Below are 19,260 nucleotides of genomic sequence, written 5' to 3'. Positions count from 1 at the left end.
GGCAAATGATTGAATGGATAATCCGTCGCTCGGTGGCCAACCGCTTTCTGGTGATGATGGGCGCGCTGTTTCTCAGCCTCTGGGGCGCGTGGACGATAGTCCATACGCCGGTCGATGCGCTGCCGGATCTCTCGGATGTGCAGGTTATCGTTAAAACCAGCTATCCGGGGCAGGCGCCGCAAATCGTCGAAAATCAGGTCACCTGGCCGCTGACCACCACCATGCTGTCGGTACCGGGAGCCAAAACGGTACGCGGCTTCTCGCAGTTTGGCGACTCCTATGTGTACGTCATTTTTGAGGATGGTACCGACCCCTACTGGGCGCGCTCCCGGGTACTGGAATATCTCAACCAGGTGCAGGGTAAACTGCCGGCAGGCGTCAGCGCCGAAATGGGACCGGATGCAACCGGCGTGGGCTGGATCTTCGAATATGCGCTGGTCGATCGCAGCGGTAAACACGATCTCGCCGAACTGCGCTCGCTGCAGGACTGGTTTTTAAAATACGAGCTGAAAACCATCCCCAATGTCTCGGAAGTGGCATCGGTCGGCGGCGTGGTCAAAGAGTATCAGATTGTTGTCGACCCGCAGAAACTGACCCAGTATGGCATCAGCCTGTCGGCGGTGAAATCCGCGCTGGACGCCTCCAACCAGGAGGCGGGCGGTTCGTCCGTCGAGCTGTCGGAAGCTGAGTATATGGTGCGCGCCAGCGGCTACCTGCAGACGCTGGATGACTTCAATAATATCGTGTTGAAAACCGGCGACAACGGCGTGCCGGTCTTTCTACGCGATGTGGCGCGGGTGCAAACAGGTCCGGAAATGCGCCGCGGTATCGCCGAACTGAACGGCCAAGGCGAAGTGGCCGGCGGCGTGGTGATCCTGCGATCCGGCAAAAACGCCCGCGAAGTGATTTCCGCCGTTAAACACAAGCTCGAGACCCTGAAAAGCAGTCTGCCGGAAGGGGTGGAAATCGTGACGACCTACGATCGCAGCCAGCTGATCGACCGGGCGATCGACAACCTCAGCTATAAGTTGCTGGAGGAGTTTATCGTCGTGGCGCTGGTCTGCGCGCTGTTCCTGTGGCACATCCGCTCCGCTCTGGTGGCGATTATCTCGCTGCCGCTTGGGCTCTGTATCGCCTTTATCGTCATGCATTTTCAGGGGCTGAACGCCAATATCATGTCGCTGGGCGGTATCGCCATTGCCGTAGGGGCGATGGTTGACGCCGCCATCGTGATGATCGAAAACGCCCATAAGCGGCTGGAAGAGTGGGAGCACCACCACCCGGGGCAGAAACTGGCCAACGACACGCGCTGGAAAATTATCACCGATGCCTCGGTGGAGGTCGGCCCGGCGCTGTTTATCAGCCTGCTGATTATCACCCTGTCGTTTATCCCGATTTTTACCCTCGAAGGGCAAGAGGGGAAGCTGTTTGGCCCACTCGCCTTTACCAAAACCTGGTCGATGGCGGGCGCGGCGCTGCTGGCGATCGTGGTGATCCCGATCCTGATGGGCTTCTGGATCCGCGGCAAGATCCCGGCGGAAACCAGTAATCCGCTCAACCGCTTTTTGATCCGCATTTACCATCCGCTGTTGCTGAAGGTTCTGCACTGGCCGAAAACCACCCTGCTGGTCGCTCTGCTGTCGATCCTGACGATTATCTGGCCGCTTAGTCGGGTCGGCGGCGAGTTCTTACCGCAGATCAACGAAGGCGATCTGCTGTATATGCCCTCGACGCTGCCGGGGATCTCAGCTGCGCAGGCGGCGGATATGCTGCAAAAGACCGATAAGCTGATCATGACCGTGCCGGAAGTGGCCCGCGTGTTTGGCAAGACCGGTAAGGCAGAAACCGCCACCGACTCCGCGCCGCTGGAAATGGTCGAAACCACCATTCAGCTCAAGCCGCAGGCGCAGTGGCGGGCGGGGATGACCATGGAGAAAATTATCGAGGAGCTGGATAAGACCGTGCGCCTGCCGGGACTGGCCAATCTGTGGGTACCGCCGATTCGTAACCGCATCGATATGCTCTCCACCGGGATCAAAAGCCCGATCGGCATTAAGGTTTCCGGCACGGTACTCTCCGATATCGACGAGGTCGCAGAACGGATCGAAGTGGTCGCCCGAACCGTACCGGGCGTCACCTCGGCGCTGGCAGAACGCCTGGTGGGCGGGCGCTATCTTAATATCGCTATCAACCGCGAAAAAGCGGCCCGCTATGGCATGACCGTAGGCGACGTTCAGCTGTTTGTGTCGTCGGCCATCGGCGGCGCCATGGTGGGCGAAACGGTAGAAGGCGTCGAGCGCTATCCGATCAACATCCGCTACCCGCAAAGCTATCGCGACAGCCCGGAAGCCCTGCGCCAGCTGCCAGTCCTGACCCCGATGAAACAGCAAATCACCCTCGGCGACGTCGCCGAAGTGAAGGTGGTGACCGGTCCTTCGATGCTGAAAACCGAGAATGCCCGCCCGGCCAGTTGGATCTACATCGACGCCCGCGATCGCGACATGGTCTCCGTGGTTCACGACCTGCAAAAAACCATCGCCGAACAGGTGCAGATGAAACCGGGGATCAGCGTCTCGTACTCCGGACAGTTTGAGTTGCTCGAACGCGCCAATCAGAAGCTGAAGCTGATGGTGCCGATGACGCTGATGATCATCTTCGTCCTGCTCTACCTGGCGTTCCGCCGCTTTGGCGAGGCACTGCTGATCATTACCAGCGTACCGTTCGCCCTCGTTGGCGGTATCTGGTTCCTGTACGGGATGGGGTTCCATCTGTCGGTTGCCACCGGCACCGGGTTTATTGCGCTGGCCGGGGTGGCGGCGGAGTTTGGCGTGGTGATGCTGATGTACCTGCGTCATGCGATTGAAGCTCACCCGTCGCTGGAAAATCCGCAGACCTTTAGCGTCGAAAAGCTCGACGAGGCGCTGTACCAGGGGGCGGTGCTGCGCGTGCGGCCAAAGGCGATGACCGTGGCGGTGATTATCGCCGGCCTGCTGCCCATCTTATGGGGCACCGGCGCGGGATCGGAGGTGATGAGCCGCATCGCTGCCCCGATGATCGGCGGGATGATCACCGCCCCGCTGCTGTCGCTGTTTATCATCCCGGCAGCGTATAAGCTGATGTGGCTGTACCGGCACCGGCAGACGCGGAAAGTGGCATCCTGATCCACCTCAGCGAAAGGGGCGATTGTCGCTCCTTTCGCTTGTTCACCGCGCGATTAGCGGCCCAGCCGTTTTTCATACTGCGCCTGGAACTGCGGCGCATTCCACGAACCGTCAAACAGGGTGTAGGTGATATAGCCCTTATTCAACCAGCCGCTGTCGGTGTCCGCCGTCGTTGGCGTCAGCGATGCCGGATTCATGCCCTGCTTCGCCGTGCCGTCGGCCTGCAGCTCATAGCTAATCTGCGGAACAGGAAACTGCTCATTGTCGATGTAATGGACGCCTTTAATCTCCGTTGCCGGCAGCGGCGGGTAGTTGATACTCAGCCCCGACCCTTTGGGTAATAAGGCGGTCCCCGGCTCGCGGGTGGCGTTCAGCTTATCCACCACGGTCACGACGTAATCCACCGAATCAGGCCAGTATTTATGCGTGCTCGGCCATTTGTTTTTCATCTCCTGTTCCGTGAAGCGATAGCCGATGCTGGCGGCGATCGCCGGGAAACCGTAGCGCAGCGCGCGGGCCGCAGCGCTGACGGTCCCCGAATTCACCTGCGCCATGCCGGTATTGGGACCATCATTCACCCCAGAAATGACCAGGTCCGGCGCCGCCTCTTTCATCAGACCCCACAGGCCAAAATCCACGGCATCCGCCGGCGTGCCCGGGAAGCAGTAGCGCTTGTCAGCCACTTTCTTAACATCGAACGTTTTACCCGGTTTGAAGGTTATCGCTGAGCCGATGCCGCTCTGGTTGGTGTCGGGCGCCACCATCCACACGTCATACCCTTTGGCGGCCAGCTTTTCCTGCAACGACGTGGTGCCAACCGACTGGCAGCCATCGTCGTTAACCAGCAGGATTCTGAGCGGTTTTTCCGCCGCCTGAGTCGAGGCGGTCAGTATGGTGAGCAGCGCAGCGGCGAGGATGTTGATTTTCACGATAACTCCTTAGTCAGTATCAAGATATTTGTCTGGCGCAAAAAAAAACCTAAGAGAGCTGCACGCAAATTGACTTGCGCCAGCTCTCTTAGGTTTTGCCGTTATTCCGTTACAATCCCAGGACAAGGGGAAAATACCCCGTATCGACAGGATAATCCAGAGGCAGCAGGTTTATTATGTGACTACGATCAATAACGCCAGACTATTTATGCTAAAAATAAAGGCTGCGAAATGATATTTAACCTGAATATTAACATCTGATTCTTACGAATTTACCATGTCACTTTTCAACGATATTCCGGAGATTGAAATGTTATTGGTAACAATCCACAGGGCATGCGAACGATCACATTTATTAATATAAAAACAAATTCCGCCTGTTTTTCCACCGCTAACATGATAAGGTCGACGGTAGTGGATTGTTACTGTTTCCAACACAGGCAAAACCTACGTCAGATACTCCGGCGGCATCATAAAATATGCCCATCCCGAGTCACTGACGTAGGTTTTTTTTTGGCTTTCACATAATAAACAGGAGAACAATATGAATAAATGGCTAACCGCAATCATCATGTTCGCCAGCGCCGCAACCTGTTCAGCAGCGGAAATGAAAGACGATGGCAGCATTAATATCTATTTTGCCCGACACGGGAAAACGCTATTAAATACCTTCGACCGCGTGCAGGGATGGGCCGATTCTCCGCTGACTGAAGACGGTATCCGCGTCGCCCGTTATCTCGGCGAAGGTTTAAAAGGGGTGAAGTTCGACCGCTTTTATTCCAGCGATGCCGGGCGACAGCGGGAAACCCTGGAGGTGATTCTGAAGCAGGCCGGGATCGCCCATTATCACCCGATCGAGCTGCCAGGCCTACGCGAAGCCTTTTTTGGCAGCTTTGAAGGCGGCTTCAACAAGGATATGGCCGCGGCTGGCGCCAAACAGCTGGGGTTAAAAGACAGCGCCGCGCTGTTCAGCAAAATGAAGGCAGGCGCTCTGCCGGTGGCTGAAAGCCAGAACGCACTGGCCGCAGCCGACCCGCTGGGCATGGCGGAAAATTATCAGCAGGTGAAGAGCCGTACTCAGGCAGCGTGCATACCCTCGTTGAAAATGCCGAGGCCCATGGCGACAAAAATATCCTCGCCATTTCGTCCGGCACGGCGATGCAAATTATGATTTCCGACCTCACCGCCGACACGGCGAAAAATAAACCGCTGGCCAACGCCGCGGTGGTGAAAATTGTCTATAAAAATGGTACATATTCGGTTCCAGAAATCGGCACAATGAAATATGTCGAAGCCGGCAAGCAGGCCCTCAATAACAATAACTGATCGCTTAATTATATTATTGCAGATAACTGCTGACGCCAGCCCCGGCTGGCTCGCAGCATATCGCCTCGGGGTTTAGAATGAAAAACAATATTATTACTATGCTGCTGCTGACGCTTCCTGCCTACGTCTGGTCAGCGAATGACGTTGCGCAAGCAGATATGATTGATACGGTATTTGCCGATCCTTTTTTTAGCCAGTCACATATGACGCTATCGCTTAAAAACTACTGGAAATATCTTAAGGTAGAGGAGACAGAACCCAAGAAAGTGCACAACGCCTGGGGCCAGGGTGTTGCCGTGGATTACCAGTCAGGTTATTTCGCCGATATTATTGGCGTCGATGCAACTTATTACGGTGCTATCAAGCTGGGCGCCAGCGATTATTTTAACTCGCGCGGCGTGCTCTATAATAACGGGAGCGGTAATAAAAAGAGCAATGCCGAGGGTTTTTCCAAGTTTGGTCAGCGCAACATGAAGCTGAAATATCAACTCGCCGATCTCAATCTGAACGCCCGCTGGGGCTGGCAGATGATGAAAAACACTGGCGTGATCTCCACCTCTACCCGGCTGTCGCCCACCACCTATCTCGGCTGGAGCGGCGGCGTCAACTACGGTGACGTGACCCTGCGCGGCGCCTATGTCGACAGTTCGATGGACCGTAACTCGCCGGATAAGAAACGCTTCCAGACCAACACCGGACGGTATCTCAACCATATCGCCAGCGGCGATCTACTGTGGCAGAGCGAACGGCTGAATTTACAGTACGGCTATGGTGAAAGCGATAACTACCTGCGCCGCCATGTGCTGTTCACGCAACTCAAACCGCTGAAGCAGCTGAATATTGGTACGCAGATTTATGCCACTCACGCTCTGGATGAATATAAAGCGATGCCGGCCAATAAACGCGATTTCGACAGCGATGCCCGACATTATGCGATTGATGTCAAATGGCAGGCGGACAACTGGAGCACCAGGTGGGGACTGGGCTATACCGATGCCGAAAAAGCCCACGAAATCGGCTTTTTCCCCCGGCATATGAGCAAAAACTCACGCGGTACCTTTATTTCGATGGCCTACGCCGGCAGCGACTACCTGCGTGACGGGGAGCTGGTGCTGGCGAATATTTCAGACTACAACCTGACGCCAGAGCTGGCGATAGGCCTGGCGGGCAACATTGCGCAGTTTAACTACAAGGGCAACCACGTGCGCACGGGCGAAATCAACGCTTTTAGCCGCTGGGTGCCAACGCATCCGCAGCTAAAAAACCTGACCGTCTGGGCGATGTTCGGGCCAGGATGGTCCTATCGCATGAACGGAAAAACGCCGGTGCTGAACGATGGACGCTATATCCGGGCCAACTCCCTCTCTTCCGAGGTCATCATCGAGTATCGGTTTGCTCTGTTCTGATATCTCGCCGCGGCACGCGGTGATACCGGCAATCAGGCGAAACAGCACGCTCAGCGCTCGTAAAATAGCCGTACGTCGGTAAACTGCCGGGAACCCGTTATCGCGTATCTTTTCGTGAAACAATAGAACAACGGCGCGTCAGGCTCCTCCTGTGGTAGCCTGCGCCCCGCCACTCTGCCCACCGACTGCCGAGGGATTGCCTTGCAAACCATTCGTACCGTGCCGTTACCCGATGAAAGCCGGATCGTGAACCTCTTCCCTTCCCCCGAGCTTGCGGATGCTTTCGCCATCACCCTGCCTCCTGATGCGCCTGCTGATATCAATACTCTGGCTCATCAGGTACTGGCGAGGCCGCCGCGCTGGTTCAAATGGCTGCTGGCCTGTCGGGATCTTATGGTCAGGCCCTTCGGGATCCAGTCCTCCGCTCAGATGCGCGCAAAACTGGTCGCAGAGGGCACTCCGCATATCGATTTTTTCCCGGTACTCGCGGTCGAGGCCAACGAGCTGATCGTCGGCGCCAATGACAGCCATCTCGATTTCAGGATTGCCGTGGTGCATCGTCAGCGTCGCGAGACGCCGACCAATCAAAAAGAGGTGGTGCTGGCTTCCGTGGTGCGCTGCCATAACCGAACCGGGAAACTTTATATCACGTTGATTGCCCCGTTCCACCGCCTGGTGGTGCGCGCCATGCTCAAAAGAGCGGCGGCAAGGGGCTGGCGATAACCGCCCCACGGTCTGCGGCGCGGTGAATCTGCGCTGGCGACGAGAAGCGCGGCCCGCTCACTATTCCGTGGGCAATACGCCTCCTTTAGCCCAGTGCGTTTTGGGTATTTCGACAATGACCACATCCACGCTCTCCGGTTTGCATTTCAGCGTTTCAACCGCGACCCGGGTCGCTTCACGGGCAAAATCGCGCTTTTGTTCAGGCGTGCGGCCCGGCTGTAATTCTAAACGTAAAACAGGCATATTTTTCTCTCCGCTTGAGACCCCGTCTGGGGTCGATGAGTGAATCTTTGCCGAAAGGTGAGGACGAATAAATGGGTGTCAGGTTGAGTGAATCAGAACCTACAGGTTGTTAATCATGGATAAACTTGCCGGAATGGAGATGTTTGTCAGGGTTGTCGAGTGCGGCAGCTTTGCTTCAGCGGCCGATGTCAGCGACGTATCGGCCACGATGGTGGCCAAACAGATCCGGGCGATTGAGCAACGGCTTGGCGCACGTTTGCTGCACCGCACCACGCGTCGCCAACAGTTAACCGAGGTCGGACAGCTCTACTATGAGCGCTGTCGCCGAGTGCTGGCAGAATTTTCTCTCGCCGAAAATAGCGCCACGGAGCTGCAATCGACAGCCAAAGGGCTGGTCCATATGGTGGCGCCGGTCAGCTTCGGCTGTCAGATACTGGTCCCGGCGTTGAGCGTCTACATGGCGCAAAACCCGGAGGTCAACGTCATGCTGACGCTGGATAACCAAACGCCAAACTTGAGTAGCGGGAATGCGGAGTTAGGTATTCATATTGGTGAGATTCACCAGACGGATATCGTTGCCCGGCCGCTGCACGCCTACCGACGGATCCTTGCCGCCTCTCCCGACTACCTCCGTCAGCACGGGACGCCGACGCATCCGGATCAGCTGAGTCACTTTAGCTGTCTGGGGATGTCCTACTGGATACATCAGGATCGCTGGGAACTGATGGGGCCCAATGGCGAGATCGTTAAAGCGGTAGTGAAAGGTCGGTTTATGTCTAACCAGGGCCATGCGCTGAGGATTGCCGCACTGAACGGCTGCGGCATCGTGCTGCAACCGGAATCGCTGCTGAAGGAAGATATCGCCGAGGGACGCCTGGTGCCGGTGCTACCCGAGTGGTCCTATAAGCCAACGCCGATGTATCTTATTTATCAACAGGATACCCGCCCATCAGCCAAGCTGCGCAGCGTAATTGATTTTCTGATACAGCACTTTGGCGCGCAGCAATAACGGATGAAACGATTTCACACCGATGTCTGCGCCGCCCCGGGGTCAACACGCCCGTTTTGACGACGGCACAAAACACGCTGCCGGGGGCCTGCTGAGGCCTCCGGCAAACAGATTTATTGCGATTTCTTCTCCAGCGCCTCCCACAGCCCCAGCAGATAGGTTACCCCCAGCGCGCGATCGTAAAGACCGTATCCGGGACGCCCGGTTTCGCCCCAGATAAACCGGCCGTGATCCGGGCGGATATAGCCGTCAAAGCCATTATCATGGAGGGCCTGCATGACGCGATACATATCCAGCGAGCCATACTGCGACGGATGAGCGGATTCGTAGAAATCTTTATCTTTAATCAGCTTAATGTTGCGTACGTGGGCAAAATGGATCCGCTTACGACGCGTGAATTCGGCAAGAATTTCATAGACGTTATTATCCGGATCTTCCGCAATCGACCCGGTGCACAGCGTGATGCCATTCGCCGGTGAATCCACGGCATCGCAAATCTTCGCCAGGTCATCCCGATTTTTCACCACCCGCGGGAGGCCAAAAATAGAGTACGGCGGATCGTCCGGGTGAATCGCCATTTTCACCCCCACTTCCTCGCACACCGGGATAATTTCTCTGAGGAAATAAAACAGATTTTCCCGCAGCTTAGTATCATCGACTCCGCGATAGCGAGCGAACAGCTCCTGCACTTTAGCCAGCCGCTCGGGCTCCCATCCCGGTAACGCAAAACCGTTGGCGTTATCGAGAACCTCTTTAACGACCTCTTCCAGACTCTTATCGATGCCGCTTTTTTCGAAGGCCATCGTCAGCGAACCGTCCGGCAGGACGTAGTTCATGTCGGTCTTCATCCAGTCGAAGACCGGCATGAAGTTATAACAGATGACCTTGACGCCAAAGCCCGCCAGATTACGGATCGTCTGTTTATAGTTTTCAATGTAGCGATCGCGTGCCGGGGTGCCTATTTTGATGTCATCGTGAATGTTAACGCTTTCAATCACTTCCATTGTCAGGCCCGCGGCATGGACCTGGTCAACCAGAGCTTTAATTTTTTCGACTGGCCAGACTTCTCCGGGAGCAACGTCATACAGTGCCCCGACAACACCTTCTACACCCGGCACCTGCCGGATATATTCCAGTGGGATTTTGTCTTCCTGTGGCCCAAACCAGCGCATTGTCATCTGCATTTTTTATCCGCCTTAATCGTTGCTGCTATGCATTTTACGAGATGTACCATACTAGTATTGGATAGCATATGCAGTAATTATCGTTTGATCAACCACCTCGTTAAAAAAGAGTGACGAGGCGATAAAAAAGAGTCGCGGGCTGAGCGCGATCTTCATTATCCTGGCTGCGGTTAATTGTTTTTATCTTGTAAAAAAATAACAAATTCAGTTTAAATTTATCATCATCTATAACACGACTTTATTTTTAACCATTAAATTGTTCCCGGCTTTTATTTCAGCCTCTGAATATCGCTGACGAAATACATGCGTTAAGTCACAATTTTACCATTACATCTTGTATGGTAGTAGACAATCAATGAAAAGGAAGCTTACCCTCAACGCCATTATGTTCTCGTCATACACCGGCCCCGGCTTAACACTGGGGATGCGTAGTAAAAGCGACATCGTGTACGGAGTTTTTATGTCACTGATAAACAATAGTTTTATGATAAACAACGCGCCAGGTCAGCGGCTGTACTCTGAGATAGCAAAAGCGTTACCGATTATTGATTACCACTGTCATCTTGATGCCAGAGCCATTTGGGAGAATAAACCGTTCACGGATATTACTCAGCTGTGGCTGGAAGGCGATCATTACAAATGGCGGGCAATGCGGGCTAATGGAATATCGGAACAAAGAATTACCGGTAATGCTTCCGCCGAAGAAAAATTTGAAGCCTGGGCGCAAACTGTCGAAGCCAGTTTTGGCAATCCTCTTTATCACTGGACCCACCTTGAGCTGAAACATTATTTTGCGATCGACGAAACGCTTAATAGCAAAAACTGGCGCGATATTATGGCGCAGTGTAATACGCAATTACGCCACGACGACTTTTTACCGCAGGCGCTTATCCGCCGTTCAAACGTGGAAGCGCTGTGCACGACCGACGGGCCGCTCGACGATCTGGAATACCATCGGCTGCTGGCAGCAAAAAGCGACTTTTCCCCACGCGTTTTGCCCACATTTCGTCCTGATGAGCTGTTCGACACCTGCCCCGAGCGCTTCCTGACGTTTGTCTCCCGACTGGCGCAGAAAACCCAGCGGGCGATCACCTCGCTGGATAGTTTCCTGGCCGCTCTCGAAGCGCGTATTGATTTTTTCCACAGCACGGGCTGTCGCGTATCGGACCACGGTCCGCTGGCGATCCGTTTTTGCCCGCTTGATGAAGTCGGGCAGGCCGCGCTGTTTCAGCGTCGGCTGGCAGGAGAGACGCTGGATGAGCACGCGCTTCAGGCATGGGAAAGTATGATTTTTGTCGCGCTGGCCAAAATGTACAAGCAGCGCGACTGGGCAATGCAGATTCACTTTGGCGCTATTCGCAACAATAACGCGACCATGTTCAACAAGGTCGGCATCAACTGCGGCTTTGACTCTATTGGCGATCAAACTCACCTTGCGCAGAGCCTGAACGCGTTGCTTAACGCCATGGTGGAAAATGACGGTCTACCGAAAACCATTCTTTATAACCTCAATGCCAGCTATAACGACGTGGTCGCCTCGACCCTCGCCAACTTCCAGAGCGGCGAGGATGGCATGAAATCACCGCTGCAGTTCGGCTCCGGATGGTGGTTTAACGATACCCGACGCGGCATGGTTAACCAGCTCAATACGCTGGCCGATCAGGGGCTGTTGGCCAACTTTATCGGCATGCTGACCGATTCCCGCAGCTTCGTCTCCTACACCCGACATGATTATTTCCGCCGGATCCTTTGTGACCTGGTTGGCGGTTGGGTAGAGAAAGGTGAAGTGCCGGAAGATCGCGCCATCCTCGACGCCATGATCCGCGGTATTTGCGTGGACAACGCCCGTCGTTATTTTCGTTTTTGACCCGTCAGATACAGGGATAAACCATGACTCGTAAGAACAGAAAAGTGACCATCCCCGTCAGTATCGGCTACGGTCTGACGGATATTATGGGTGGCGGCGCATTTACCGTCATTGGCGCATGGCTGCTTTTCTTCTATACCACCTTTGTCGGCCTGTCGCCGATTGAAGCGGCGTCGATTGTTGCGATCGCGCGTATCGTGGATGCCATCGTCAGCCTGTTTATGGGCAGCTTCACGGACCATTTTTATAAAAACTATTTGGGTAAGAAATTTGGCCGGCGGCGGTTTTTCCTGCTGATCGGCGCTCCGCTCATGCTGGTTTACACCCTGCTGTGGCTAAACGGCATGAACTACTGGTTCTATCTCGCGGTGTATCTGGCCTTTGAGATCATTGCCGCTATGGTGCTTATCCCGTGGGAAACGCTGCCCTCCGAGATGACCAAAGATTTTAATAGCCGGACCAAACTGTCCACATGCCGTATGTTCCTGTCGGCATCCGGGACCTTTCTCGCCACCTTTATCCCCGGCCTGCTGATTGGCGCGCTGGGTGAAAACAATGCGGATGCCTATCTGGTTAACGGCGTGGTGTTTGCCGTGATGTTTATGGTCTGCGTCTTTATCTCGTGGAAAGTGACCTGGGAACGCGAGCTGACGCCGGAAATGCTGGCGGAAATGGAAAAAGAGCGCAAGTCGACCACGGCGGCCGAGAAGCTTGTCGCCTTTGGCAACCTGTTTAAGGAGTATGCCTCCACCCTGAAGGTGCGGGCGTTCCGTAAGCACCTGGCGATTTATCTCTTTTCCTTCACGGCGAAGGACGTCTACAACACCGTGTTCGTCTTTTTCTGCGTCTACTGCCTGAACGTCTCATCCTCACTGGCGGGCACGCTGCTGTCGATGAGTATCGTCGGGCTCCCGGTTACGCTGGCGGCGGGCGTGGCGATCATTAAGTATGGTCCCTCTCGCCTCTATGTCTTCGCCTATAGCCTGATGCTGCTGTGCCTCGGCGGCTTCTTCCTGGTGTATCAGTTCCCGACCGACAACAAGGTCATGCTGCTGGTGATCATCGCAGGTATCTATCAGGTCGGCCGCTGCGTGCTGGAATTTACGCCGTGGAACGTCTTCCCGTTTATTCCCGATATTGACGAAATGATTACCCGCCAGCGTCGTGAAGGCCTGTTTGCCGCGGTGATGACGTTCTCGCGTAAAACGACGGTCGCAATCGCCACCTTTGCCGTGGGCCTGCTGTTGCAAAGCGGCGGCTTCGTGAAAGGGAGCCTGACTCAGCCTCAGGAAGCGATTAATACCATCGCGACACTGCTGTTTGCCGGCACCGCCGTGCTGCTGCTGATTGCCCTGTGGCAGGCGCTGACCTTCCATCTGAACAAACGTACGCACAAGATTTTTGTCGATGAGATTGAGCGCCTGAAGGCGAACGGTCTTAAACAGGACGTCACGCCTGAAGCGCGCCATGTGGTTGAAGACCTGACGGGTTATCGCTACGACACGCTCTGGGGTGACACCCCGCCCGAGCGAGTAAAGGCGGGCGAACCCACCTCGGTACTGAACTGACAGATACCGCCGGCAGCGGCATCACGCCTGCTGCCGCGCGGTAGCCCTGCCCGGCTGACCCGATCAAGGTCAGCCGATCCATCGCCGCGGATTCTCCGCCAGACATGCTCCTGATTTTATCATTCGACGACGACAGACGCGTGAGCCGCGCAGGTGAAGCCGGAGCAGGGCAAAAAGAGGGATTTAAGGCACCTTCTCGCGCTGGAGCAAGCGGATTACTTCACCATTTTCTGCGTTTTCTCGACATCCTTCAGCCCGCCTTCGTTGACGGCATTGTTATAGCCCATGCCTTGCAGCATTTTTTCTGCTTTGCCGGACTGGTTCCCCGTATTGCAGTACAGGTGCAGCGTGTCATTCTTATCTTTTGCCACTTCGCCGATGCGCGCATCCAGCTGTTTCAGGGGAATATTCACCGCCCCTTCAACATGCGTATCCTGGAACTGGTCTGCGGTGCGGACATCAATCCAGTGCTCAGCCGCCCACAATGAGGTGGACGCCATCAGCATGGCGCCGGTCAAGATCGTTTTTTTCATTAGCCGGGTCAGATTAAACATGACGATAGTTCTCCTTATTTGTTTTCCTGGTCAGCCGAAATGATACTAGCGAAGGTATCCCAGGCGATCGTTGACCTGATCAGGAAAATGGGCAGAAAGCGGATAATCGATGATCTGTGCGCAAAGTCAGCACGGCAGGCAAACTGGCAGTCTCAGTTAAAATTACTATGCTTAAAGATAACGTCACCGGTTTCTACGTTGATTTTATAGGGAGTAGGTATGGGATTCTGGAGAATTGTTTTAACGATTATTTTGCCGCCACTTGGCGTATTACTGGGTAAAGGATTTGGCTGGGCATTTATTCTGAATATTGTCCTGACATTGCTGGGTTATATCCCCGGCCTGATTCACGCATTCTGGGTACAAACGCGCGATTAACCAATATCATCATGACGGCGCAGCGGCGCCGTTTATTTTTTCAGGTATTTTGCATCTGCATCTTATTTTATTTTTACGGGGTGAGCCGCCCGTTTTGAGCGAAGAAGGGAGGTTAATTCGGCAAACTGCATGCAACAAAAAACCCGCACAGGGCGGGTTCATTTATTATCAGCAGAGCTTATCTGCTCAGGCTATCGCCTTCATCGCTATTGTAAACGTCGCTGATAATGAGCGCGGCTTACAGCGGAGTGACGTTGCCGGCTGCCGGGCCTTTCGCGCCATTTTCAATGGTGAAAGAAACCTGCTGGCCTTCATCAAGGGTCTTGAAGTTGTCACTCTGGATTGCAGAGAAATGTACGAATACATCTTTGCTGCCGTCGTTCGGAGTGATAAAGCCAAAACCTTTATCTGCGTTAAACCATTTTACTAAACCAGTCATTTTATTAGACATAGATACTTCCTTAATTAATGAGCCACTAAGAGCGGCGATGATGGCCTGTATTTAGAGTTACTTATTTGGCACTTAGGAGGAGGCTCATGAAGAAGGGTATCTGTGGATAGCTCTTGAACTGAGGACTGCTTTACTAAAACTGCTTTCATAAGGTCTGTGTTCCAAACCGATGACGTTATTAAGACATAGAGAAATTATTATAGCAAGGTTTATGTTTTTTTATTTTAACCGCTTAAACACCCGGATGGCCATATGTCTGTTAAAAGTAGCCGGTAACATCAATCGCCATCTCAGCTTCGCACAATAGCAATACGCCTGATATTTCACGGATTCGTTTTCGTATTTTTCGATCAAGGGTCATGCCTGTGCCGCAGGCATCAATGTCATGAGAGAAAACAGGAACAACTGAGAAAATGAACCGGCTCTGCGGGCAGGCCGGACAGGCTAAACACGGGTAAAAACCTGCTGAACAGATGGGCGTGAGGCGGGTTTAAATGGCTGCGGAAACCAGGACGCGCCCTTCCCCCACGGTCACGCTATACCGCCGGTGATTAACGCCAGCCGGTAGTCGGATCTACTGCCCTGCGGATGGGCATCCGCTCCTGCCGTCCCACGTGGATTATTCACCCTTTACACGAATCCGTTTCATCCTGTCGATCGGATTGCCCTGCCGATCGAAGTAGCGACTCGGCCATATTTCCGCAGGGTCGATACCCAGCGCCTGCGCGATCAAAAACTCCCCTTTAGGCCAGGGGCGAGACAGCGTGTTGGCTAACGTTGACGAGCTCAGTCCCGCCTGGCGTGACACCGCCGCCAGAGACAGGTTACGCTTTTTTAATTGCGCAATGATATCAGCCGGATGCATATCAGTTCTGTTCATCTCATTCATTCCTTTGCGTTAGTGAAGCCGTTCATATTACCACCAACACACTAAGTAATACTTAGTACATTTTCAACTAACAGCTCCCAGAATCGTGATTCTGTTTCCAGTCTTTCAGGATCATCATGCTGCCGCACCGTTTAAAAGAAGCACGCCTCAGAACGGGACTTTCTCAACAAAAACTGGGTATCCTCGCGGGTATTGATGAGGCGACGGCGAGTGCGCGGATGAACCAGTATGAACGCGGCATCCACACTCCCGACTTCGCGCTGGCCTGTCGGCTGGCAGAAGTGCTGAAGATCCCGGCCTGTTATTTCTATACGGTCGAAGACGATCTGGCGGAAGTGGTAGCCGGCTGGTATCAGCGCTGAGCGTCAGGCGAGTTTATCCGGATCACACTTTTTAACCCGGGCTATTCCCTGATAAAAAACAGGTGTTATCATTCACCCCGTAAATACCTATCTACTCAACCCGAGGCTTTGATGCTGGAGAATGTCATCATCCGATAATCAGCTCCCCGACCTTTTCAGGCCGGACTGATTATCAATGCGCCGAAATCGAATGCGGACACCGCTGTGTGTTTGCACGTTTTGCACATGATGATTAAACAGGTTTTCCAGCATGAATTTATCCCGTCAGGAACAACGTACCTTACACGTTCTCGCCAAAGGTGGACGTATTGCGCACGTCCGCGATGCATCTGGCCGCGTGACTTCCGTGGAATGCTACAGCCGCGAAGGGCTTCTGCTCGCCGACTGCACGCTCGCCGTTTTCAAAAAACTCAAAACCAAAAAGCTGATCAAATCCGTCAACGGTCAACCCTATCGTATTAATACCACCGGGCTGAACAACGTTCGCGCCCAGACCGATAACCGCTAAGGAGAGAGCGATGACCACAGACCACTTCACTTTTCATATCACCGACGAGAGCGATGCCAGCGACAAGCCTTATTTCGCGCCGGAGGCCCCGAAGGCCATCTCCCGCTCTCCTGCCCAAGTCAATAAAAGGTATTAACTCATGGATATCCCACGTATTTTTACAATTAGCGAAAGTGAACATCGCATCCATAATCCGTTCACCCCGGAAAAGTACGCCACCCTGGGTCGCGTGTTACGCATGAAGCCGGACACCCACATTCTCGATCTCGGCAGCGGCTCGGGTGAGATGCTCTGCACCTGGGCGCGCGATCATGGCATTACCGGCACTGGCATCGATATGAGCCCGCTGTTCACCGCGCAGGCCTGGCGGCGCGCGGAAGAGCTCGGCGTCAGCAGTAAGGTTCATTTTATTCATAACGATGCCGCAGGGTATGTTGCAGAAGAGAAATACGATGTGGCCGCCTGCGTCGGCGCGACATGGATTGCCGGTGGGTTTGCCGGGACAGTCGGACTACTGGCGCAGAGTCTGAAACCGGGCGGGATCATGCTTATTGGCGAACCGTACTGGCGTCAGATTCCCGCGACGGAAGAGATAGCCCAGGCCTGCGGGGTCTCCTCCGTGGCCGATTTCCTTCCCCTTCCCGACCTTGTCGCCTGTTTCGACCAACTCGGCTATGACGTGGTGGAAATGGTGCTGGCGGACCAGGAAGGCTGGGATCGCTACGAAGCCGCGAAGTGGCTCACTATGCGCCGCTGGCTGGAGGAAAACCCTGACGATGACTTTGCCCCGGAGGTTCGAACCGAACTGACGATAGCCCCCAAACGCCACGTCACCTGGACCCGGGAATACTTTGGCTGGGGCGTGTTTGCATTAATCGCCCGCTGAAGTAAAGCTGGCGGTATAGCTGAAACGGGCTATACCGCCATTCGGGCATGTTCGACACATTATCACACCAGATCCTCTCAGCCTGATGACCAACCGACAGGGATGCCGTTCATCACAAGCTAAGAGTTCTGGTGGATAACATGGTCACGAGAGGGATATCGTCTTACCGTGACATCAGAACCACGCCTCAAACATGCCGCCCACGTTCAGGGAATCCAGCTGTTCGTCGCTGGTGCCGTTCACTTTCGCCGTGCGTTGGTTGTCGACCTGACCGCCGGTCACGTAGAAGCGCAGCATCGGACGGAACTCCGGCCCCATACCAATCGCGATGTTCTGCGACAACGTCAGCTTCCAGCCGTGGTTATCCCCGCCCCGATCGTAGTCAACGCGCTGGTAGCCCGCTTCCAGCCAGGTGGAGTGCACATCGTTCCAGAAGTACATCGGACGAACGATGGCGCCGTAGTTCTTGCGGTTGTCAGTGTTGTCCTTACTGTTGTCATAGTCATGGAAGGCCAACAGGTATTCGACCTGCGCCTGCCGGGTGAACTTATAGTTGCCCTCGAAGCTGGCGTAGACGGTGGTCAACCCGTCCGTTTTGTTGTAAACGCTGTTATCGGCGTTATCGGAATAGCGCAGGATAACTTTGTTTACGCCGCTGTCGTCGCTGTTGGTGTGGCTCAACAGCAGGCCACCCTGCCAGGCATCAATCTGCGCGTCGTTGTCCACCGCTTTGGAGTCAAAACCGTAGTTGGCATAGACCTCGACATCGATGGGCCCGGCCTTAATGTTGTGGGTTTTGGTGGTCAGGGCATAGTGGCCGTCGTCGCCGGTGCCGGAGCCGCCGGTACAGGTGATGCGCGATGGGTTAGACTCGTCGGCCATGACTTCCGGACTACAGGACTCTACCTGCGAAACTGCCGCGACATCGAACTGCACGCCGCCGATATCGAAGTTTTTCACCCCGGCGCCCTGGCCATCGTGGTTCATCCAGAAGTAGTCGTTGATGCCCTGCTGTGGACGTTGGTGGAAGTCACGTCCTGCCCAGAGGTAGGCCCCGGGGTTGGATGCCAGCACATTGGTGACGCCAACGTAGGCTTTTTTCAGGTTAACTTCGTCGCTCCAGTGGTCAAACATCACGTTGATATCCCAGATTGCCCCCTGGCTGCTCTTAAAGGCTTTGGTAATCTGGAATTCGCCGCCGTTACCTTCGTTGCCCAGGCGACCAATCGCCGAGGCACCGTTATAGGACCCATCCACACCGATATATTTCTGATCGCCGGTCTGGAAATGGGCGCCGTAGCGGGCGTAGCCGCTAAACTTCAGACCGAATGGAATCGCCATATCCGGCGACTGTGCGGCAGTTTGCGGATTGGTCTCCAGATCCACCTTCTTTGCAGCGGCGGCGTCCATTTTCGCCTGGCGGTCCGCCAGCGCCTTATCGACGGCTTTCGCCACAATGGCGTCAATTTGTTCCTGAGTAAATTCTTGGGCCATAACAGAGGAAAAAGGGCAAAGCGCGGCGATAACCGCCATAGTTAATGGAAGTTTTTTTATCATGTTCATGTCTATCTCAATATAGTTTAATTGTATTCAGATAATAACAATCCCATTCTGGGTGACAGAATATGTCGCTATCATAAGAACAATATCATTGTTATTTTTACGGTCGCAGAGGCTTTACGCTATTCTGGTGATAATGTCTCCATGAGTGATATTTGCTGATGTGCACCGGTGCAGATGAATAATGTCTTCGAATAATTCATCGACCAGCATTGTTGATGATTGCGATGACAGCGGTCTTTGGCTCTCCTTCTCG

17 protein-coding genes and 2 pseudogenes are annotated in these 19,260 nt (G+C 54.2%); 12 read left to right on the top strand and 7 right to left on the bottom strand.

Annotation, left to right across the window (positions count from 1 at the left end; all coding sequences use genetic code 11):
- Nucleotides 1-5 precede the first annotated feature (5 nt).
- Nucleotides 6-3,161, top strand: a complete 3,156-nt coding sequence (locus MC50_RS11455) for a CusA/CzcA family heavy metal efflux RND transporter (protein ID WP_047663927.1) — start codon at nt 6-8, stop codon at nt 3,159-3,161.
- A 53-nt stretch (nt 3,162-3,214) separates the two neighbouring features.
- Here MC50_RS11455 and surE read toward each other — a convergent pair whose 3' ends face one another.
- A complete protein-coding gene (surE, locus tag MC50_RS11450) occupies nt 3,215-4,090 on the bottom strand; it encodes a 5'/3'-nucleotidase SurE (protein WP_032697974.1) in 876 nt (291 codons plus the stop codon).
- A 544-nt stretch (nt 4,091-4,634) separates the two neighbouring features.
- Here surE and MC50_RS11445 point away from each other — a divergent pair.
- From MC50_RS11445 to MC50_RS11435, 3 genes and pseudogenes are all read left to right on the top strand, one after another.
- Nucleotides 4,635-5,416, top strand: a pseudogene (locus MC50_RS11445) (histidine phosphatase family protein).
- A gap of 77 nt (nt 5,417-5,493) precedes the next feature.
- The gene (locus tag MC50_RS11440; RefSeq protein ID WP_047663925.1) at nt 5,494-6,822 is read left to right on the top strand and encodes an OprD family outer membrane porin; all 1,329 of its coding nucleotides are present in this window, start codon (nt 5,494-5,496) and stop codon (nt 6,820-6,822) included.
- Between the two features lie 201 nt (nt 6,823-7,023).
- A complete protein-coding gene (locus tag MC50_RS11435) occupies nt 7,024-7,545 on the top strand; it encodes a DUF2867 domain-containing protein (RefSeq protein WP_047663923.1) in 522 nt (173 codons plus the stop codon).
- A gap of 60 nt (nt 7,546-7,605) precedes the next feature.
- Here the strand turns inward: MC50_RS11435 and MC50_RS11430 are convergent, their stop codons facing one another.
- The gene (locus tag MC50_RS11430) at nt 7,606-7,788 is read right to left on the bottom strand and encodes a 4-oxalocrotonate tautomerase (RefSeq protein WP_032689671.1); all 183 of its coding nucleotides are present in this window, start codon (nt 7,786-7,788) and stop codon (nt 7,606-7,608) included.
- A 115-nt stretch (nt 7,789-7,903) separates the two neighbouring features.
- Between MC50_RS11430 and MC50_RS11425 the strand changes: the two genes are divergently transcribed.
- Nucleotides 7,904-8,797: a LysR family transcriptional regulator gene (locus tag MC50_RS11425; protein WP_047663920.1), complete on the top strand. Its 894-nt coding sequence runs from the start codon at nt 7,904-7,906 to the stop codon at nt 8,795-8,797.
- 113 nt (nt 8,798-8,910) lie between these two features.
- Here the strand turns inward: MC50_RS11425 and uxuA are convergent, their stop codons facing one another.
- Nucleotides 8,911-9,981, bottom strand: a complete 1,071-nt coding sequence (uxuA, locus tag MC50_RS11420) for a mannonate dehydratase (protein ID WP_032689673.1) — start codon at nt 9,979-9,981, stop codon at nt 8,911-8,913.
- 460 nt (nt 9,982-10,441) lie between these two features.
- On the opposite strand from uxuA, the gene uxaC reads away from it, so the two are divergent.
- Nucleotides 10,442-11,848 carry a glucuronate isomerase gene (gene uxaC, locus MC50_RS11415; RefSeq protein ID WP_047663917.1) on the top strand — a complete coding sequence of 469 codons (1,407 nt, stop codon included), beginning with the start codon at nt 10,442-10,444 and terminating at the stop codon, nt 11,846-11,848.
- Between the two features lie 23 nt (nt 11,849-11,871).
- Nucleotides 11,872-13,416 carry an MFS transporter gene (locus MC50_RS11410; protein WP_032689675.1) on the top strand — a complete coding sequence of 515 codons (1,545 nt, stop codon included), beginning with the start codon at nt 11,872-11,874 and terminating at the stop codon, nt 13,414-13,416.
- Between the two features lie 215 nt (nt 13,417-13,631).
- Here the strand turns inward: MC50_RS11410 and pspE are convergent, their stop codons facing one another.
- Nucleotides 13,632-13,970, bottom strand: coding sequence for a thiosulfate sulfurtransferase PspE (pspE, locus tag MC50_RS11405; RefSeq protein WP_047663915.1), 339 nt, complete (start codon nt 13,968-13,970; stop codon nt 13,632-13,634).
- 219 nt (nt 13,971-14,189) lie between these two features.
- Between pspE and MC50_RS11400 the strand changes: the two genes are divergently transcribed.
- Complete coding sequence (locus MC50_RS11400; protein WP_015585265.1) at nt 14,190-14,348, top strand: YqaE/Pmp3 family membrane protein; 159 nt, start codon at nt 14,190-14,192, stop codon at nt 14,346-14,348.
- Between the two features lie 238 nt (nt 14,349-14,586).
- On the opposite strand, the gene cspE is transcribed toward MC50_RS11400, so the two are convergent.
- Nucleotides 14,587-14,799, bottom strand: coding sequence for a transcription antiterminator/RNA stability regulator CspE (gene cspE / locus MC50_RS11395; protein ID WP_007720208.1), 213 nt, complete (start codon nt 14,797-14,799; stop codon nt 14,587-14,589).
- Between the two features lie 619 nt (nt 14,800-15,418).
- The gene (locus MC50_RS11390) at nt 15,419-15,679 is read right to left on the bottom strand and encodes a helix-turn-helix domain-containing protein (protein WP_032689679.1); all 261 of its coding nucleotides are present in this window, start codon (nt 15,677-15,679) and stop codon (nt 15,419-15,421) included.
- 125 nt (nt 15,680-15,804) lie between these two features.
- Here MC50_RS11390 and MC50_RS11385 point away from each other — a divergent pair, with 125 nt between their 5' ends.
- The 4 genes and pseudogenes from MC50_RS11385 to MC50_RS11370 all read left to right on the top strand — a co-directional run.
- Entirely contained in the window at nt 15,805-16,050 is a 246-nt protein-coding gene (locus MC50_RS11385) for a helix-turn-helix transcriptional regulator (protein ID WP_032689680.1), read from the top strand.
- 250 nt (nt 16,051-16,300) lie between these two features.
- Nucleotides 16,301-16,558: a YjhX family toxin gene (locus MC50_RS11375; protein ID WP_032689681.1), complete on the top strand. Its 258-nt coding sequence runs from the start codon at nt 16,301-16,303 to the stop codon at nt 16,556-16,558.
- Nucleotides 16,559-16,568: 10 nt separating this feature from the next.
- Nucleotides 16,569-16,694 carry a hypothetical protein gene (locus MC50_RS29075; protein WP_264755717.1) on the top strand — a complete coding sequence of 42 codons (126 nt, stop codon included), beginning with the start codon at nt 16,569-16,571 and terminating at the stop codon, nt 16,692-16,694.
- A 3-nt stretch (nt 16,695-16,697) separates the two neighbouring features.
- Nucleotides 16,698-17,444: pseudogene (locus MC50_RS11370) on the top strand (SAM-dependent methyltransferase); the annotation flags it as partial.
- Nucleotides 17,445-17,618: 174 nt separating this feature from the next.
- Here the strand turns inward: MC50_RS11370 and MC50_RS11365 are convergent.
- The gene (locus MC50_RS11365; RefSeq protein WP_032697986.1) at nt 17,619-19,007 is read right to left on the bottom strand and encodes a carbohydrate porin; all 1,389 of its coding nucleotides are present in this window, start codon (nt 19,005-19,007) and stop codon (nt 17,619-17,621) included.
- Nucleotides 19,008-19,260: the final 253 nt, after the last annotated feature.

It is taken from the genome of Klebsiella planticola (assembly GCF_000783935.2).
Lineage (GTDB): Bacteria > Pseudomonadota > Gammaproteobacteria > Enterobacterales > Enterobacteriaceae > Klebsiella > Klebsiella planticola.
This window is presented reverse-complemented; position numbering and strand designations above follow the sequence as displayed.

Excerpts from the sequence above, each read along its gene's own strand:
- MC50_RS11455 (WP_047663927.1), top strand. The coding sequence starts at position 6 with ATGATTGAATGGATAATCCGTCGCTCGGTGGCCAACCGCTTTCTGGTG.
- MC50_RS11440 (WP_047663925.1), top strand. The coding sequence starts at position 5,494 with ATGAAAAACAATATTATTACTATGCTGCTGCTGACGCTTCCTGCCTAC.
- MC50_RS11430 (WP_032689671.1), bottom strand. The coding sequence starts at position 7,788 with ATGCCTGTTTTACGTTTAGAATTACAGCCGGGCCGCACGCCTGAACAA.
- MC50_RS11425 (WP_047663920.1), top strand. The coding sequence starts at position 7,904 with ATGGATAAACTTGCCGGAATGGAGATGTTTGTCAGGGTTGTCGAGTGC.
- uxuA (WP_032689673.1), bottom strand. The coding sequence starts at position 9,981 with ATGCAGATGACAATGCGCTGGTTTGGGCCACAGGAAGACAAAATCCCA.
- uxaC (WP_047663917.1), top strand. The coding sequence starts at position 10,442 with ATGTCACTGATAAACAATAGTTTTATGATAAACAACGCGCCAGGTCAG.
- MC50_RS11410 (WP_032689675.1), top strand. The coding sequence starts at position 11,872 with ATGACTCGTAAGAACAGAAAAGTGACCATCCCCGTCAGTATCGGCTAC.
- pspE (WP_047663915.1), bottom strand. The coding sequence starts at position 13,970 with ATGTTTAATCTGACCCGGCTAATGAAAAAAACGATCTTGACCGGCGCC.
- MC50_RS11400 (WP_015585265.1), top strand. The coding sequence starts at position 14,190 with ATGGGATTCTGGAGAATTGTTTTAACGATTATTTTGCCGCCACTTGGC.
- cspE (WP_007720208.1), bottom strand. The coding sequence starts at position 14,799 with ATGTCTAATAAAATGACTGGTTTAGTAAAATGGTTTAACGCAGATAAA.
- MC50_RS11390 (WP_032689679.1), bottom strand. The coding sequence starts at position 15,679 with ATGAACAGAACTGATATGCATCCGGCTGATATCATTGCGCAATTAAAA.
- MC50_RS11385 (WP_032689680.1), top strand. The coding sequence starts at position 15,805 with ATGCTGCCGCACCGTTTAAAAGAAGCACGCCTCAGAACGGGACTTTCT.
- MC50_RS11375 (WP_032689681.1), top strand. The coding sequence starts at position 16,301 with ATGAATTTATCCCGTCAGGAACAACGTACCTTACACGTTCTCGCCAAA.
- MC50_RS29075 (WP_264755717.1), top strand. The coding sequence starts at position 16,569 with ATGACCACAGACCACTTCACTTTTCATATCACCGACGAGAGCGATGCC.
- MC50_RS11365 (WP_032697986.1), bottom strand. The coding sequence starts at position 19,007 with ATGAACATGATAAAAAAACTTCCATTAACTATGGCGGTTATCGCCGCG.